This window comes from Pseudomonas sp. 8BK (genome assembly GCF_902506475.1).
Taxonomy (GTDB): Bacteria; Pseudomonadota; Gammaproteobacteria; order Pseudomonadales; family Pseudomonadaceae; genus Aquipseudomonas; species Aquipseudomonas anguilliseptica.
In genome coordinates this window covers 3,920,976-3,936,579 of record NZ_LR733252.1, presented here as the reverse complement: position 1 = coordinate 3,936,579, position 15,604 = coordinate 3,920,976, and the positions used below count along the sequence as shown (strand labels likewise).

Here is a 15,604-nt window from a genome sequence, read left to right as displayed (position 1 = left end):
TCAAGGAGCGACCTGTTTTCGTGCGCCGCAGCAGGCGTGGGGCATGCCTGGCCCTGTTGTGGTGCGCGTCAGTGGCAGGAGAGTACGCCAGACCGCGCCAGCGCTGGCGTGGGCCACTGGCATAAGTCTTGCGCTGCTGGGTTATCGCCCAGGCTCGCAGGAGGCCCGCTGTGTCGATTCATATCGCCTTGCACCATGTCAGCCACTACCGCTACGACCGCGCAGTCAATCTTGGCCCGCAGGTTGTGCGCCTGCGCCCTGCACCGCACAGCCGTACCCGGGTGTTGTCCTACGCGTTGAAGGTTGAGCCGGGCGAGCACTTTATCAACTGGCAGCAGGACCCCCAGGGTAACTACCTGGCGCGCCTGGTGTTTCCGGAAAAGACCCGTGAGCTGAAGATCGAGGTTGATCTGGTCGCCGAGATGGCGGTGTTCAACCCCTTCGATTTCTTCCTTGAGCCTTACGCCGAGAAAATCCCCTTCGCCTACACCGAGGGCGAGCAGCTGGAGCTGGCACCTTATCTGGTCAAACTGCCAGCCGGGAAATTGTTCGCCAAATACCTGGCCAGCATCGAGCGCACGCCGCTGCCGAGCGTGGATTTTCTGGTGGCGCTCAATCAGCGCCTTTCCACTGATATCAGCTACCTGATTCGCCTGGAACCGGGCGTGCAAACCCCGGAAGAAAGCCTGCAGAAAGGCTCCGGCTCCTGCCGCGATTCGGCCTGGCTGCTGGTGCAGTTGTTCCGACATCTGGGCCTGGCGGCGCGTTTTGTCTCCGGTTACCTGATTCAGCTGAAAGCCGATGTGAAATCCCTCGATGGCCCCTCCGGCACCGAGGTGGACTTCACCGACCTGCATGCCTGGTGCGAGGTCTATTTGCCCGGCGCCGGCTGGATCGGCCTCGATCCGACGTCCGGGCTGTTCGCCGGCGAGGGCCATATTCCGCTGGCCTGCAGTCCCGAGCCGTCTTCGGCGGCGCCAATCAGCGGCGGCGTTGATGAGTGCGAATGCGAGTTCAGCCACGAGATGTGGGTCGAGCGTATCTGGGAAGCGCCGCGGGTCAGCAAGCCTTACAGCGAGGCGCAGTGGCAGGCGATTGTCGACCTCGGGCAAAAAATCGATGAGGACCTGCAGGAGCAGGACGTGCGCCTGACCATGGGCGGCGAGCCGACCTTTGTCGCCCTCGATTACCCGGATGATCCGGAGTGGAATACCGCCGCCCTGGGGCCGAACAAACGCCGCCTGGTCAGCGACCTGTTTCATCGCCTGCGCGAGCATTACGCGCCGAGTGCGCTGGTGCACTTCGGTCAGGGCAAGTGGTACCCGGGCGAGCAGCTGCCGCGCTGGTCGTTGAATGCCTACTGGCGGCGTGACGGCGAGCCGATCTGGCATAACCCGGCGCTGTATGCCGATGAACAAAAAGACTACGGCGTCGATGCGGCCAAGGCCGCCGACTTTCTTACCCTGCTCGCCGAGCGCCTGGGCGTGGACGCTAATTACTGCGTGCCGGCCTATGAGGACCGCTTCTACTACCTGTGGCGCGAGCGCAGGCTGCCAATCAACGTCAGCGCCGAAGACCCGCGTCTGGCCGATCCGCTGGAGCGCGAACGGCTGCGCAAGGTATTCGAACAGGGGCTGGATAAGGTCGTCGGGCATATCCTGCCGTTGGCCCGGCAGGCCAAGCAGCTGGGCTGGCAGAGTGGCAGCTGGTTTCTGCGCGATGAGCACTGCCGGCTGATACCGGGCGATTCGGCGATGGGCTACCGCCTGCCGCTGGATTCGCAACCCTGGGTCAGTGAGGCCGATTACCCCTACATCACTCCGGAAGACCCGAGTCAGCGCTTCGCCCCGTTGCCGGCAGCGGCGCAGATCAAACCGCAGTCGCGCGGTGTCTGGTCGGGCAGCCAGACCAACACGAACAAACGTCCGCTGCTGGGTCAGTCCGCCGCCGGTGTGGTGCGCACGGCGCTGTGCGCCGAACCGCGGGACGGCAAGCTGTACCTGTTTATGCCGCCACTGGTGCGCCTGGAGGATTACCTGGAACTGGTGGCGGCCATTGAAGCCACCGCCGCCGAGCTGAACTGCCCGGTGCTGCTGGAAGGTTACGAGCCGCCGCTGGATCCGCGTCTGCAGTTCTTCCGGGTGACTCCGGACCCTGGCGTGATCGAGGTGAATATCCACCCGGCCGCCAGTTGGGATGAGCTGGTCGAGCGCACCGAGTTTCTCTACGAGCAGGCCCGCGAGTGTCGCCTGAGTAGCGAGAAATTTATGATCGACGGCCGCCACACCGGCACCGGCGGCGGCAATCACTTCGTCCTCGGCGGCGCGACGCCGGCGGACTCGCCGTTTCTGCGCCGGCCGGATTTGCTGCGCAGCCTGATCAGCTATTGGCACAACCATCCGTCGCTGTCCTACCTGTTCAGCGGCCTGTTTATCGGTCCGACTTCCCAGGCACCACGCATCGATGAAGCGCGCAACGATGCGCTGTACGAGCTGGAAATCGCCTTTGCGCAGATGCCCGACGTGGGCCGCGACTGCCAGCCCTGGCTGGTCGACCGCCTGTTGCGCAACCTGCTGGTGGACGTGACCGGTAACACCCACCGCGCCGAGTTCTGTATCGACAAGCTGTATTCGCCGGACTCAGCCTCCGGGCGCCTCGGCCTGCTGGAGCTGCGCGCCTTCGAAATGCCGCCCCATGCGCAAATGAGCCTGGCCCAGCAGTTGCTGATTCGTGCGTTGATCGCGCGCTTCTGGCGCGAACCCTACAAACCGGCGCGGCTGGTGCGCTGGGGCACTGAGCTGCATGACCGCTACCTGCTGCCGCACTTTATCGAGCAGGATTTTGTCGACGTGCTGCAGGAGCTGGACGGCTGCGGCTATCGCCTGCACAGCGAATGGTTTGCCCCGCATTTCGAGTTCCGCTTTCCCAAATCTGGCGATTTCAACGTCAAGGGCATCGAACTGGAGCTGCGTCAGGCCCTGGAACCCTGGCATGTTCTGGGCGAGGAGGGTGGTGGCGGCGGTACGGTGCGCTATGTCGACTCCTCGCTGGAACGCATGCAGGTCAAACTCAGCGGCCTGCCGAGTGACCGCTATGTGCTGACCTGCAATGGCGTACCGGTGCCGCTGCGGCCCACCGGCAAGGTCGGCGAATTTGTCGGTGGCGTGCGTTTTCGCGCCTGGCAGCCGGCCAACTGTCTGCACCCGACCATCGAGGTACATGCGCCGCTGGTCTTCGATCTGGTGGATAGCTGGATGAGCCGCTCTCTGGGCGGTTGCCAGTACCATGTCGCCCATCCCGGCGGGCGTAACTACGACAGCCTGCCGGTAAACGCCTTTGAAGCCGAAAGCCGACGCCTGGCGCGCTTCTTTCGGCTGGGCCACAGCCCAGGCAAACGCCCGGCCCTGGCGCCCATCAACAATAATGAACTGCCCATGACTCTGGATCTGCGCCTCGTTTAATCCCCTCTCCCATAATGGGGCGAGGGGCGCGCCGCCCTTGATCGTCTTATCGAGCCTGCCATGCCCGACCTGCTTGCCGACTACCCCCTGACGCCAGGGGCTTACCACGAACTGTTCGACGCAGACGGTCAGGTGCGTCCGCACTGGCGCCTGTTGCTGGAGCGTCTGCAGCGCAGCAGCCCGGCGCAGCTGGCGCAGCGTCAGGCCCTGCTGGCCCGGCAGATTCAGGAAAATGGGGTGACCTACAACGTCTACGCCGACCCCGATGGCGCCGACCGTCCGTGGGAGCTGGACCTGCTGCCCAATCTGATTCCGGCCGAAGAATGGCAGCAGATCGCCGCCGGCGTGGCGCAGCGTGCCACTTTGCTGAACGGCGTGCTGGCCGATCTGTATGGCCCGCAGCAACTGCTGGCCGATGGCTTGTTGCCTGCCGAGCTGGTGTTTGGCCACAACAACTTCCTGTGGCCCTGCCAGGGTGTGCAGCCGGCCGGCGGCACCTTCCTGCACCTGTATGCGCTGGACTTGGCCCGCGCCCCGGATGGCCGCTGGTGGGTCACCGCCGACCGCACCCAGGCGCCGTCCGGTGCGGGTTATGCCTTGGAAAACCGGCAGATCGTCTCGCGCGCCTTTCCCGAGCTGTACCGCGACCTGCGCGTGCAATACCTGGCCGGTTTCTTCCGCACCCTGCAGGACACCCTGGCGCGGCAGGCGCCTGTTGCCGGCGGTGAGACGCCGCTTGTCGTGCTACTGACGCCTGGGCGTTTTAACGAAAGCTATTTCGAGCACCTGTACCTGGCACGTCAGCTCGGCTATCCGCTGGTGGAAGGCAGTGACCTGACCGTGCGCGACGCCAAGGTCTACCTGAAAACCCTGGCCGGCCTGCGGCGTGTGCATGCGGTGCTGCGCCGTCTGGATGATGATTTCTGCGACCCGCTGGAGTTACGCACTGACTCGGCCCTCGGCGTGCCCGGCCTGCTCGAAGCGGTGCGCCAGGGCCATGTGCTGGTGGCCAATGCCCTCGGCAGCGGTGTGCTGGAATCCCCCGGTTTGCCGGGCTTTCTGCCCGCCATCGCCGAGAAACTGCTCGGCGAAGAACTGCTACTGCCCTCAATCGCCAGTTGGTGGTGCGGCGAACCGCCGGTGCTGGACAAGGCTCTGGAGCAGCTCGACGAGTTGCTGGTGCGCGCCAGCTTTCCCTCGCAGAGTTTTGCCCCGGTGTTTGGCCGTGATCTGGATGAAGCGCAGCGCGCCGAGCTGGCCGAACGGCTCAAGGCGCGGCCCTACGCCTATGTTGCCCAGGCGCTGGCGCAGTTGTCACAGGCGCCGGTCTGGCAGCCCGAAGAAGGCCAGCTGGCGCCGCGCGCCATCGGCATGCGGGTGTTTGCCGTGGCCAGCGCCGAGGGCTATCGGGTGATGCCTGGTGGCCTGACCCGGGTCGCCGCCGAAGCCGACGCCGAAGTGGTGTCGATGCAACGCGGTGGCGCCAGCAAGGACACCTGGGTGCTCGGCGAACGGCATGCTGGCGGTGAGCCCTGGCAATGGCTGCGCCCGCTGGGCGTGGCCGATCTGGTGCGCAGCGACCCCTACCTGCCTTCGCGGGTAGTGGAAAACCTCTACTGGTTCGGCCGCTACAGCGAACGCTGCGAAGACGGTGCGCGGCTGCTGCGCATCATGCTGGCGCGCTATGTGGATGACGACGATGATCCGCAAGCGCTGCAAACCGCCCTGAACCTTGCCGAGAGCCTGGGTCTGCTGCCGGATGCCGACAGCGGCGAGCTGCAGCAGCGCCTGCTTGAAGCGCTGCTCGGCGAAGACTGGCCACACAGCCTGCGTAGCAATCTGCAGCGCCTGCAGTGGGTGGCCGGTAGCGTGCGCGGCAAGCTGTCTCAGGCCAACTGGCAGGCTCTGCTCGAACTGCAGCGTGAGGCCCAGTCACTTAGCAGCGAGCAGGCCGACTTTGGCGAGTTGCTGGATTTTCTCGACCGCCTGCTGCTGTCGCTGGCGGCGCTCTCAGGCTTTGCCCTGGACGATATGACCCGCGATGACGGCTGGCGTTTTCTGATTATTGGCCGCTGTATCGAACGTCTGCAGTTTCTTTGCGACAGCCTGGCCAACTTCCTCACCAGCAGCGCGGCGCAGGATCAATCGGCGCTGGAGTGGCTGCTGGAACTGGGCAACAGCAGCATCACCTACCGCACCCGTTACCTGGCCTCGGCGCAGTTGATTCCCGTGCTCGACCTGTTGCTGCTGGATGAGCAGAACCCGCATGCCGTGCTGTTTCAGGTGCGTACTTTACTGCGCTCGCTGGCGCGCCTGGGCGAGCGTTTCGAGCTGCCCAGCGAGCGTCGGCTGAAACACCTGGAAGGGCAATTGCTGCGCTTCAGCCTGGCCAGCCTGGAGAACCCGTTGTTCGGCGCTGGTAGCGTGCAGGAAGTGCTCGACGGTCTGGCGGCATTGCTCAGCAGCATCAGCCAGGCCAGTGCGGAGATTTCCGATCGCCTGGGGCTACGTTTCTTTGCCCATGTCGACGCCAGCCAGCGGACGCAATCCTCATGAGCAGCGCCTTCTACCAGATTCTGCATGACACCCATTACCGCTATGCCGCGCCGGTATCGCTGGCCCAGCAACTGGCGCACCTGTGGCCGCGCGCCTGCCCCTGGCAGCGTAATCATGAACAGCAGCTGTTGGTCAGCCCACAACCTTGCCAGCGTCAGGATGCCCTGGATGTATTCGGCAACCCGCTGACCCGCCTGGTGTTTGAGCGTCCGCATGATGAGCTTATGGTCAGCGCGCGCCTGCAGGTCGAAGTGCTGGCGCGACCAACGCTGGATCTGCAGGCGTCACCGCCCTGGGAAGAGGCCTGCACGGCGCTACGCTACAGCGGCCAGATGCTGCTGCCAGGTATTCTTGAGGCCACGCGTTTCCGCTTCGAGTCGCCCTATGTGCACCTCAAGCAGGTGTTCAGCGATTATGCGGCGGATTGCTTTAGCCCCGGTCGGCCGTTACTGGCGGCGGTGGACGGGCTGATGCAGAAGATTTTCAGCGAGTTCAGCTTCGATGCCGCCGCCACTCAGGTGGCGACGCCGCTGTTGCAGGTGTTGGAGGAACGCCGCGGTGTGTGCCAGGATTTTGCCCACCTGATGCTCGCCTGCCTGCGTTCGCGCGGCCTGGCGGCGCGCTATGTCAGTGGTTACCTGCTCACTCAACCGCCGCCCGACCAGCCCCGGCTGATCGGCGCGGATGCCTCGCACGCCTGGGTCTCGGTGTTCTGCCCAGAGCAGGGCTGGGTGGATTTTGACCCAACCAACAATATCCGCCCGGCCCTGGAACATATCACCCTGGCCTGGGGCCGCGATTTTGCCGACGTTTCGCCGCTGCGCGGGGTGATTCTCGGTGGCGGCAGCCACGACCCCGAGGTGCAGGTGACGGTGCTGCCGATCCCCGCCATAGAGCGTTAGGGCTTGTTGCTGTTTCGCTTGCGAACGAAACGGCAACAGGCCCTCGCGCTTATGTAACGGCGTGCTAGCTTTTTTCCAGTGAACACTCACTGGAGCTGCGCCATGGAAGAAACCAACCTGATCAATCTCGGCACCGAGAAAGTTGCCGATCTCTACAACCTGGTCGCGCAGTACGGCGCGGCGTTTGCCATCAAGATCATCTCGGCAATTGCCTTCTGGGTGATCGGTCGCTGGCTGATCGGTTTTGCCGTCGGTATGGTGCAGCGTGCCCTGGGCCAGCAGCGGGTCGATCCGACGGTGCTGCGCTATGTCGGCAACTTTATCTCGGTGACCCTCAACATCATTCTGGTCATCGGCATTCTCGGTTACTTCGGCGTGCAGACCACCAGCCTGGCGGCGCTGATTGCGGCGGTTGGCCTGGCCATTGGCATGGCCTGGTCGGGGCTTTTGGCCAACCTGGCGGCGGGCGGTTTTATCATCGTGCTGCGGCCGTTCAAGGTGGGCGACTTTATCAGCGCCGGTGGGGTGACCGGCACCGTCACCGAGATCGGCTTGTTCGTCACCGCGATCAATACCCCGGACAACGTGATGACCTTGGTGGGTAACAACAAGATCTTCTCCGACAACATCCAGAACTTCAGTCACAACGCGTTCCGCCGGGTCGATCTGCAGGCGCAGCTGTCCGGCGCGGCAGATTACAAAGCCGCTGTGGCGCTGCTCAAGGAACGTATTGCGGGTATTGCCAATGTGCTGAGCGAGCCGGCGGTGGATGTGGAAATTATCGAGTTCAATCTGGTTGGCCCGGTGCTGGCGGTACGTCCGTATTGCCACACTGACCACTACTGGCAGGTGTATTTCGATAGCAACAAGATGATCAAGGATGCCCTCGGCGAAGGCGGCTTCCCGGCGCCGATGCCAGCGCAGACGGTGATCATGCAGCAGGCGGGGTAACAGAGGAGGCCGGCCGCCAGGGGGCGGCCGGCGCTGGATCAGGCTTGCGTCTTGCTCGGTTTCACCGCTTTCCAGATGCGGGTCGCCAGGCTGACCAGCAGTAGGGCAATGGCCCCGGCGATAATCCCTGCGATGGCATTCAGCAGGGTTGGCAGCAAGGCCGCGAGCAGGCCGCTGCTGGCCGCCACGCTCTGCGCCATCTGGTCGATCCATTCCTGCGCGGCATGTACGCCGTGGGTGAGGATGCCACCGCCGACCATAAACATCGCTGCTGTGCCGAGAATCGACAGGGTTTTCATCATGTATGGCGCGGTAAACAGAATGCCGCGGCCGATGCTGCGTTGCAGGCGGCCGCCCAGGCCTTGGCTGCCACGCTGGTTGAGGTAGAGGCCGGCGTCGTCCAGCTTGACGATACCCGCCACCAGGCCGTAAACCCCAACCGTCATCACTAGGGCGATGGCGGACAGCACCGCGACCTGCTTGCCGAAACTGGCCAGGGCCACGGAGCCGAGGGTGATGGCAATGATTTCTGCCGAGAGAATAAAGTCGGTGCGAATCGCGCCTTTGATCTTGTCCTTCTCGAACGCCAGCATGTCCACTTCAGGGTCGGCCACGGCGTGCAGCAGTTCTGTATGCTGCGCCTGGTCCTCGGCTTTGCTGTGGAGGAACTTGTGCGCGAGCTTCTCGAAGCCTTCGTAGCAGAGGAAGGCGCCGCCGAACATCAGCAGCGGCGTCACCGCCCAGGGCGCGAAGGCGCTGATCAGCAGGGCGGCAGGCACCAGAATCAGTTTGTTCTTGAACGAACCCTTGGCCACCGCCCACACCACCGGCAGCTCACGTTCGGCACGTACGCCGCTGACCTGCTGGGCATTCAGCGCCAGGTCGTCACCGAGTACTCCGGCAGTTTTCTTGGCGGCGACTTTGGTCATTACGGCCACATCGTCGAGAACGGCGGCAATATCATCGAGCAGGGTTAACAGGCTAGCGCCGGCCATGGGTCGGATTCCTTTCTACGGTTTCTGGGGCGAATCATCCGGCATAACTGCAGACAGAATTGCAGGTGATAGTGCGCAGATTTATACGTGAGTCAGCACGCATCAGCCATAGGCGGCAAACCCAGGTTTGCCGCAGTGCACGAAAAAATCGGTAGCGAGTGCGATGCAGGGGCGACGGCAATGCTATTGCGGCACCGCCCCGGATATGTCGGTAGATAGGCTGGCGATATGGGAGGGGCTTTAGCCGCGATTGACCTTAATAGGGCGCTGAAAGCGTCGCGGCTGAAGCGGAACGCCGCCCGGCCCCTCCCACGGAAATGGCAGCTTTTGCGTCGTAAGACTAATCGTTACTGCTGCCGCTGGCGCCACTGGCATAGGCAGCGAGCAGGCTGCGTAACAGGTCATTGAGAGGCATGGGCATATCTCCTTGGTAGGTAGAGTGACATTACGCCTGTGCCCGGCGGCTGGGCTGTTGATTGTCTTGATGAGGGTCATAGCCGGAAGCCGCTTTGGTGTTATGTACAGCCGTTGCGGCAGAGTTTGTTCAGTTGTGCACAAAGACTGTGGAGCGAGCTGTGGATAAGGTGGGCGTAGGCGTATGCAGACCTAGTCGTGTGGCTGTTTACGGTGTTTGTACACTTTTTGATCAGTCGGTTATTTGCCATTAAAACAACAGGTTAGCCTGGTTATTCAGGGGGTTATGGGGTAGCACTGAAGTTGTCCACGACTATTGTGGGTAGAGCTGTTGATAACTCTGGTATGCCTGCCTGCAGGGGTGATAAAACCTGGCTTTGCGCCGTTTGGTTGATTTTTAAGCAGTCCGCTGGCGCCATGAAATACGTCATTTCCAGTGCCCCGAGTCAAGCAATAATCGCGCTATTTCAAGGGTTTGCTACCGTGCTGCGGTACGCGGTGGATAACTTATCCCAGGTTGCTGTGGAGTGATCTGTGGATAAGCTGCGCACGCTTGTGTTCAGGCCACAGTGGGCGTGGCCTGAACACAGTAGGTTGTTTTTTGTACAGTTGGGCTGGGGCGCAGCAGATCGTAAAAGGTTTTTAGTCTTCCAGGGCACTGATCTGCGTCGAACGTCCGAGTACCTGCAGGGCGCGATCCGGGTAGTCGGTGATCAGCGCGTGTGCACCCAGGTCGAGCAGGCGGCGCATGTCCGGCTGTTCGTTGATGGTCCACAGTTGCACGTTCAGCCCACGCTGTGCGGCGGTCTTGAGCAGGCTTGGGCTGGCAACGTGCAGGCCACCGTGGGCTTCGGGAATCTGCAGCGCCTGGTAAGAGGGCGACAGCAAGCTGCCCAGACCGACCCAGTTGAGCGCCACCAGCAGGCGCACCGAGCCGGGGCCTGCGGAGGTCGCAACACCTGGGCATTGTTCGCGGAACAGCTGCAGGCTGCGGTCATAGAAACTGCCGACAATCACCTTGTCGCGTTGCTGGTGCGCTGCAAGGGCATCACACAGCTGTGCTTCCATACCGACATCCGGCACCTTGATTTCAATCACTTTGGGGATGTTGGGGAAACGTTCGAGCACTTCGGTAAAGGTCGGGATACGCACACCCTGGCCACGGTAGGGGTAGCTTTGGCCACCATCGGCGCTCCAGCGATAACCGGCGTCCAGTGCTTGCAACTGCGCCAGGCTGAGCGCGGCAACCGGGCCTTCACCATTGGTGGTGCGCTCCAGGGTGCTGTCGTGGATCACCACCAGTTCGCCGTCGCTGGACAGGTGCAGGTCCATCTCCAGCATGTCTACGCCCAGGTCGCTGGCGCGCTCGAAGGCAAACAGGCTGTTCTCCGGCCACAGGCCTTTGCCGCCCCGGTGGGCAATCACCAGCGGTTGCTCGGCAAAGCTGCTGAGCACCGCCGCCGGTTGGGCCGGTTTGCTGGTCAGGGCCAGTACGCCGAGGGCGATGGCCAGCAACAGCAGTGGAACAGAGAGAAAGCGGGCAACGCGCAGCATGGTCAGGGTCCAGGGCAGTCAATGGGGGAGGGGCTTTAATACGCCTTGACTATGACAAAGCCATGGCGGCTGGGCGAGAGGCGAAATGCGCCAGCCTAGCGACCTTTGCGGTCAGGCATTGCTGGCGTGGAGGGTGCGGGTGGAAGCTGGTCGTCCACCCGCGCCAGCAACTCAGCCGGCCAACAGCCAGGCGCCGGTTACGGCCGAGGCGGCGCCGAGTACGCGCACCACCGGGGCAGCGGCCTGCGGTAGCAGACGCACCAGGGCATAGCCGCTGGCGTGCAGGGCCGCAGTGGCCACCACGAAACCTGCGGCATAGCCCCATGGGCTGGCCAGTTCCGGCAGCTCCAGACCGTGGGCGACGCCATGGGTCAGGGCGAACAGTGCAGTCAGGGCGATGGCGATCACCATCGGCAGGCGGATGGCGACTGCCACCAGCAGGCCGAAGGCCAATACCGAAGCGGTGATGCCGGTTTCCATCAGGGGAATCTGCAGGCCATTAAAGCCCAGCAGGCCGCCAATCAGCATGCTGCCAACGAAAGTCAGCGGCAGCGCCCAGCGCGCCGCGCCGGATTGCTGTGCAGCCCACAGGCCGACGGCGAGCATCGCCAGCAGGTGATCAAGGCCGAAGACTGGATGCGCCAGGCCGGCCATCAATCCAGAGTGATCGTGGCCCGCGTGGGCGAAGGCCACCGCTGGGCTGAGAAACAAAGCAATGGCGAACAGGGTTTTGCGCAGGTTCATGGGGTGTCTCCTTGACTGAGTAGGTTCTCAAGCGGCCGTGAGCATGCCGTGCCGTTCGATAAAGGCGATGATCTGCTCAAGGCCTTGGCCGATCTTCTGGTTGCTGAACACGAATGGCTTGTCGCCACGCATCTTCAGGGTGTCGCGTTCTATTACCTCCAGTGAGGCGCCGACCAGCGGGGCCAGGTCGACCTTGTTGATCACCAGCAGGTCGGACTTGCAGATGCCAGGGCCGCCTTTGCGCGGCAGCTTGTCGCCGGCCGATACGTCGATCACATAGATGGTCAGGTCCGACAGCTCCGGGCTGAAGGTGGCCGAGAGGTTGTCGCCGCCGGACTCGACGATGATCAGGTCCAGCCCCGGAAAGCGCCGGTTGAGCTGATCCACCGCTTCCAGGTTGATCGAGGCGTCTTCGCGGATCGCCGTGTGCGGGCAGCCGCCGGTTTCCACACCGATAATCCGCTCCGGCGCCAGGGCTTCATTGCGCACCAGAAACTGTGCGTCTTCCTGGGTGTAGATATCGTTGGTCACCACCGCCAGGTTGTAGCGCTCGCGCAGGGCCAGGCACAGGGCCAGAGTCAGGGCGGTCTTGCCGGAGCCGACCGGGCCACCGATGCCGACGCGCAGGGGTTGGCTGTTCATCTTCAAGTCTTCCTTATCATCAAGAACGGAATAAACGGCTGTATTGACGCTCGTGCGCCATGCTCGCCAGGGCCAGGCCGAAGGCGGCGCTGCCCCAGTGTTGCGGTTCCAGCTCGCTAGCCTGGCGCTGGGCCTGATCGAGCAGCGGCAGCAGTTGTGTGGTCAGACGCTGGGCGGCTTGCTGGCCCAGCGGCAGGGTTTTCATCAGCACCGCCAGCTGGTTTTCCAGCCAGCCCCAGAGCCAGGCGGCGAGGGCATCCTCTGGCACGATCTGCCAGGCTCGTGCCGCCAGCGCCCAGCCAATGGCCAGGCCGGGTTCGTCCAGTTCGCTGAACAGCAGCTGCGCCGGCTGATCCAGCTCGGGTAGGCCACTGAGCAGCTGCTGCAGGGAGTAGCCCATTTGCCGGCTTTCCAGGCGCAGTTCGCGGGTTTCACGGCTGGCGCGTTGCTGTTCGGCGAGCTGGCGCAGCTGGGCCCAGTCCTCGACGGCGGCGGCCTGGCAATGGGCGAGCAACAGCGGCGCCTCGAAGCGTGCGAGATTCAGCAACAGCTGATCGGCAATCCAGCGCTCAGCGCTTGCGGCGTCATCGACCAGACCCTGTTCGACGGCCATTTCCAGGCCCTGGGAATAGCTGTAGCCGCCAATAGGTAATTGAGGACTCGCCAGTCTCAGTAGCGCCCAGGCCTTATTCATCGGTAGGCCTTGCTGTCGAGAGCGCTGTAGCCGATTGGCTTTTCGCCAGTGGCGGGCTGGCCAGCCGCAGTAGCTGCCAGACTTTATTCACTTGCGCGCACCAAACTGATGCAGGCGCGGCGCATAGCTGAACTCGGCATCGCCGGCATGGGAGTGGTGGTGGCCTCCGCCGTAAGCGCCTTGCTCGGGTTGGTAGGGCGCCTCGATCAGTTCCACCGTGGCGCCCAGCTGTTCGAGCATGGCCTTGAGCACGTAGTCATCCGGCAGGCGCAGCCAGCCATCGCCGAGTTGCAGAGCGACGTGGCGGTTGCCCAGGTGGTAGGCGGCGCGCATCAATTCGAAAGGGCTGGCGCAGGTAACGTGCAGCAGCGGCTCGGCGCGGGCGACCACGCGGACGATGCGGCCGTCTTCGGCTTGCAGGCATTCGCCGTCGTGCAACGCCGGCTGGCCGCGTTCGAGGAACAAGCCGACATCTTCGCCGGTGCGGCTGAAGCAGCGCAGGCGGCTTTTGCTGCGGGCCTCGAAGCTCAGTTCAAGTTCGGCGTCCCAGTGTGGCTGGGCGGCAATACGGCGGTGGATCACCAACATGGGGCAGTTTCCGGCAGGGCAATACCGGTTATAGAGCAAGTGCCTTGCCAAACTGCTGTTGCGCCACGCAGAGCGGGGCGCCAGGGGCGGGTGTGGCTGAAATTAGAGCGTGATGAGGTTTGGTTTGGTGCGCTTGTTTGGGTTGTGCGTGTTTTTGGTGCGAGCTACGGGCGGTGATCAGTCGCGGGTTTGCCCGAGGCCTTGCCAGTGCTTGGCACCGATAAAGATAAAGCGCAGCTGTTCGATCATTTTGACCTCGGGCGAGGCGTGCATCGGCAGGGGCGCTGCAGGAGGGTCGATCAGTTCTGGCAGGGTGGCGAATACGGTTTTTACCACCAGGTCGGCAATCACGTTCTGCGCCGGGGCGTCGAAGTGTTGCAGTTTCGGCATGGCCGCAAGATCCGCCACCAGGTCGGCGGTGATGCGTTCGCGCAGCGCGCCCACGGCCTGGCGTACCAGCAGCGAGCCGCCGTACTGCTCGCGGGCGAGAAACAGGAATTGCGAACGGTTGGCCGCCACTGCGTCGAGGAAGATGCGCACCGAAGCGTCGATCACGCCGCCCACTTCGAACTCGTGATGGCGTACCCGGCGAATGGTTTCGCGGAAGGTTTCGCCGACCTCGGCGATCAGCGCCAGGCCCAGGGCGTCCATATCCTCGAAGTGCCGGTAGAAACCAGTCGGCACGATGCCGGCGCAGCGCGCCACTTCGCGCAGGCTCAGGCTGCCAAAGCCACGGCCGCTGTCCATCAGGCTGCGCGCTGCGTCCATCAGGGCGTGGCGGGTTTGCAGTTTTTGTTCGGCGCGCGGTTGTAGTGGTTTCAAGCGGGCATGGCTCTGCATGGCGAAATCAGCGCAGCACTCTAACAAACGCTCATTGTTTACGTCGAACCGTGCATGCGTTCCTGGCTTTGAGTGTACGACTGTTGACTGAACTGGTGCGCTCTGCCAGTCTGGTGAACAATTGTTCACTGGAGTCTTGCCATGGCCCTTCTTCCTTTTGCCTGGGTACGTGGGCTTGCCAGCCTGCTGTATCCACTGCGCATGCTGGTCGCCCACGGCTGGCTGCGGGAAAGTGATATCGATGCCGGGTTGAAGTTGCTGCACCCGGCGCTGCGGCTGAATCGGGTGTTCGCGCAGGTTACCCAGCGCCAGTGGGTGGCCGATGACATGCTCGAATTGACCCTGCAGGCCAATGGCAACTGGTACGGCGCGCAGCCGGGCCAACACCTGCAGCTGTACCTCGAGCGCGATGGCGTACGCCTGAGCCGCAGTTACAGCCTGACTGCGGTGCAGCCGAAAGGCCGTGTACAGATCGCGGTCAAGCATCAGGCCGCTGGCCGCGTCTCGCCCTACCTGCTGGAGCATCTGGAGGTGGGCGATGTGCTGGAGTTGGGGCCGGTGTATGGCGAGCTGAGCTGGCCCGAGGCGCAACAGGGGGTGTTGCTGTTGGCTGCGGGCAGTGGCATCACGCCGCTGCTGGGCATGCTGCGCGCCGCGCTGGCTCAGGGTTTCAGCGCACCGATCACGCTGCTGCATTACGTGCGTGAGCAGGGCCAGCGCGGTTTTGTCGCCGAGCTGCAGGCCCTGCAGGCGCAACACAGCAATCTGCAGGTGCGTTGGTCGCTGACCGCTGCCGGGGCTGAGCCGGGAGCCCTGACTGGGCGTTTTGCTGGCGAGCATCTGACCGAGGTCACGCAGCTGGACCAGCGCCGTGTGCTGGCCTGCGGTCCGGCGGGGTTTGTCGCCCAGGTGCAGCAGTGGTGGCAGGCCGCCAGCTTGCCAGGTGCGTTGCAGGTTGAGGCCTTCACTACGCCCGTACTGCGCGCCGATGTCAGCCTACGCGAAGTGCGCTTGGGGTTTACCCGCAGCCATCAGCAGGCGACCGCCAATAATCAGCTCAGCTTGCTGGAACAGGCCGAAGCCCATGGCCTGCAGCCGGTGCATGGCTGTCGTCAGGGTATCTGCGCCAGCTGTACCTGCACCTTGCTTAGCGGCACGGTGCGCGATTTGCGCAGTGGTGCGCTGTTTAGCGAGCCCGGGCAGCCCATACGCTTGTGCGTAAGTGCCCCTCACAGCGACGTCGAAATTGATCTTTAACTTGCG

General features: G+C 63.4%; 12 protein-coding genes. 5 read left to right on the top strand and 7 right to left on the bottom strand.

Features of this window, described 5'->3' with window-relative positions; translation table 11 throughout:
• Positions 1-170: 170 nt before the first annotated feature.
• The 4 genes from ACIN8IBEIGE_RS18370 (at position 171) to ACIN8IBEIGE_RS18355 (ending at position 7,870) form a co-directional block, all read left to right on the top strand.
• Positions 171-3,461, top strand: a complete 3,291-nt coding sequence (locus ACIN8IBEIGE_RS18370) for a DUF2126 domain-containing protein (protein ID WP_160015911.1) — start codon at positions 171-173, stop codon at positions 3,459-3,461.
• 60 nt (positions 3,462-3,521) lie between these two features.
• Positions 3,522-6,017, top strand: coding sequence for a circularly permuted type 2 ATP-grasp protein (locus tag ACIN8IBEIGE_RS18365; protein ID WP_160015910.1), 2,496 nt, complete (start codon positions 3,522-3,524; stop codon positions 6,015-6,017).
• Positions 6,014-6,919 (top strand): transglutaminase family protein, encoded by a 906-nt coding sequence (locus tag ACIN8IBEIGE_RS18360; RefSeq protein ID WP_160015909.1) that lies wholly within the window; start codon positions 6,014-6,016, stop codon positions 6,917-6,919. Before ACIN8IBEIGE_RS18365 ends, ACIN8IBEIGE_RS18360 begins: the two co-directional genes overlap by 4 nt.
• 102 nt (positions 6,920-7,021) lie before the next feature.
• Complete coding sequence (locus tag ACIN8IBEIGE_RS18355) at positions 7,022-7,870, top strand: mechanosensitive ion channel family protein (protein WP_160015908.1); 849 nt, start codon at positions 7,022-7,024, stop codon at positions 7,868-7,870.
• Positions 7,871-7,908: 38 nt separating this feature from the next.
• Here the strand turns inward: ACIN8IBEIGE_RS18355 and ACIN8IBEIGE_RS18350 are convergent, their stop codons facing one another.
• From ACIN8IBEIGE_RS18350 to ACIN8IBEIGE_RS18320, 7 genes are all read right to left on the bottom strand, one after another.
• The gene (locus ACIN8IBEIGE_RS18350) at positions 7,909-8,865 is read right to left on the bottom strand and encodes a DUF808 domain-containing protein (RefSeq protein WP_160015907.1); all 957 of its coding nucleotides are present in this window, start codon (positions 8,863-8,865) and stop codon (positions 7,909-7,911) included.
• A gap of 1,056 nt (positions 8,866-9,921) precedes the next feature.
• Positions 9,922-10,833, bottom strand: coding sequence for a glycerophosphodiester phosphodiesterase (locus ACIN8IBEIGE_RS18345; protein WP_160015906.1), 912 nt, complete (start codon positions 10,831-10,833; stop codon positions 9,922-9,924).
• Between the two features lie 171 nt (positions 10,834-11,004).
• Positions 11,005-11,577, bottom strand: coding sequence for a HupE/UreJ family protein (locus ACIN8IBEIGE_RS18340; protein ID WP_160015905.1), 573 nt, complete (start codon positions 11,575-11,577; stop codon positions 11,005-11,007).
• Between the two features lie 27 nt (positions 11,578-11,604).
• On the bottom strand, positions 11,605-12,219 hold the full coding sequence (gene ureG / locus ACIN8IBEIGE_RS18335) for an urease accessory protein UreG (protein ID WP_160015904.1): 615 nt from the start codon (positions 12,217-12,219) through the stop codon (positions 11,605-11,607).
• Positions 12,220-12,238: 19 nt separating this feature from the next.
• The gene (locus ACIN8IBEIGE_RS18330) at positions 12,239-12,913 is read right to left on the bottom strand and encodes an urease accessory protein UreF (protein ID WP_160015903.1); all 675 of its coding nucleotides are present in this window, start codon (positions 12,911-12,913) and stop codon (positions 12,239-12,241) included.
• Positions 12,914-13,000: 87 nt separating this feature from the next.
• A complete protein-coding gene (gene ureE, locus ACIN8IBEIGE_RS18325) occupies positions 13,001-13,501 on the bottom strand; it encodes an urease accessory protein UreE (RefSeq protein ID WP_160015902.1) in 501 nt (166 codons plus the stop codon).
• A gap of 177 nt (positions 13,502-13,678) precedes the next feature.
• On the bottom strand, positions 13,679-14,341 hold the full coding sequence (locus ACIN8IBEIGE_RS18320) for a TetR family transcriptional regulator (protein WP_160015901.1): 663 nt from the start codon (positions 14,339-14,341) through the stop codon (positions 13,679-13,681).
• 141 nt (positions 14,342-14,482) lie between these two features.
• Between ACIN8IBEIGE_RS18320 and ACIN8IBEIGE_RS18315 the strand changes: the two genes are divergently transcribed.
• On the top strand, positions 14,483-15,598 hold the full coding sequence (locus ACIN8IBEIGE_RS18315; protein ID WP_160015900.1) for a ferredoxin reductase: 1,116 nt from the start codon (positions 14,483-14,485) through the stop codon (positions 15,596-15,598).
• Positions 15,599-15,604 lie beyond the last annotated feature (6 nt).

What these genes read in the sequence shown, in the direction of transcription:
- ureG (WP_160015904.1), bottom strand. Translation starts at nt 12,219, where the DNA reads ATGAACAGCCAACCCCTGCGCGTCGGCATCGGTGGCCCGGTCGGCTCC.
- ACIN8IBEIGE_RS18330 (WP_160015903.1), bottom strand. Translation starts at nt 12,913, where the DNA reads ATGAATAAGGCCTGGGCGCTACTGAGACTGGCGAGTCCTCAATTACCT.
- ACIN8IBEIGE_RS18320 (WP_160015901.1), bottom strand. Translation starts at nt 14,341, where the DNA reads ATGCAGAGCCATGCCCGCTTGAAACCACTACAACCGCGCGCCGAACAA.
- ACIN8IBEIGE_RS18360 (WP_160015909.1), top strand. Translation starts at nt 6,014, where the DNA reads ATGAGCAGCGCCTTCTACCAGATTCTGCATGACACCCATTACCGCTAT.
- ACIN8IBEIGE_RS18345 (WP_160015906.1), bottom strand. Translation starts at nt 10,833, where the DNA reads ATGCTGCGCGTTGCCCGCTTTCTCTCTGTTCCACTGCTGTTGCTGGCC.
- ureE (WP_160015902.1), bottom strand. Translation starts at nt 13,501, where the DNA reads ATGTTGGTGATCCACCGCCGTATTGCCGCCCAGCCACACTGGGACGCC.
- ACIN8IBEIGE_RS18350 (WP_160015907.1), bottom strand. Translation starts at nt 8,865, where the DNA reads ATGGCCGGCGCTAGCCTGTTAACCCTGCTCGATGATATTGCCGCCGTT.
- ACIN8IBEIGE_RS18315 (WP_160015900.1), top strand. Translation starts at nt 14,483, where the DNA reads ATGGCCCTTCTTCCTTTTGCCTGGGTACGTGGGCTTGCCAGCCTGCTG.
- ACIN8IBEIGE_RS18355 (WP_160015908.1), top strand. Translation starts at nt 7,022, where the DNA reads ATGGAAGAAACCAACCTGATCAATCTCGGCACCGAGAAAGTTGCCGAT.
- ACIN8IBEIGE_RS18340 (WP_160015905.1), bottom strand. Translation starts at nt 11,577, where the DNA reads ATGAACCTGCGCAAAACCCTGTTCGCCATTGCTTTGTTTCTCAGCCCA.
- ACIN8IBEIGE_RS18365 (WP_160015910.1), top strand. Translation starts at nt 3,522, where the DNA reads ATGCCCGACCTGCTTGCCGACTACCCCCTGACGCCAGGGGCTTACCAC.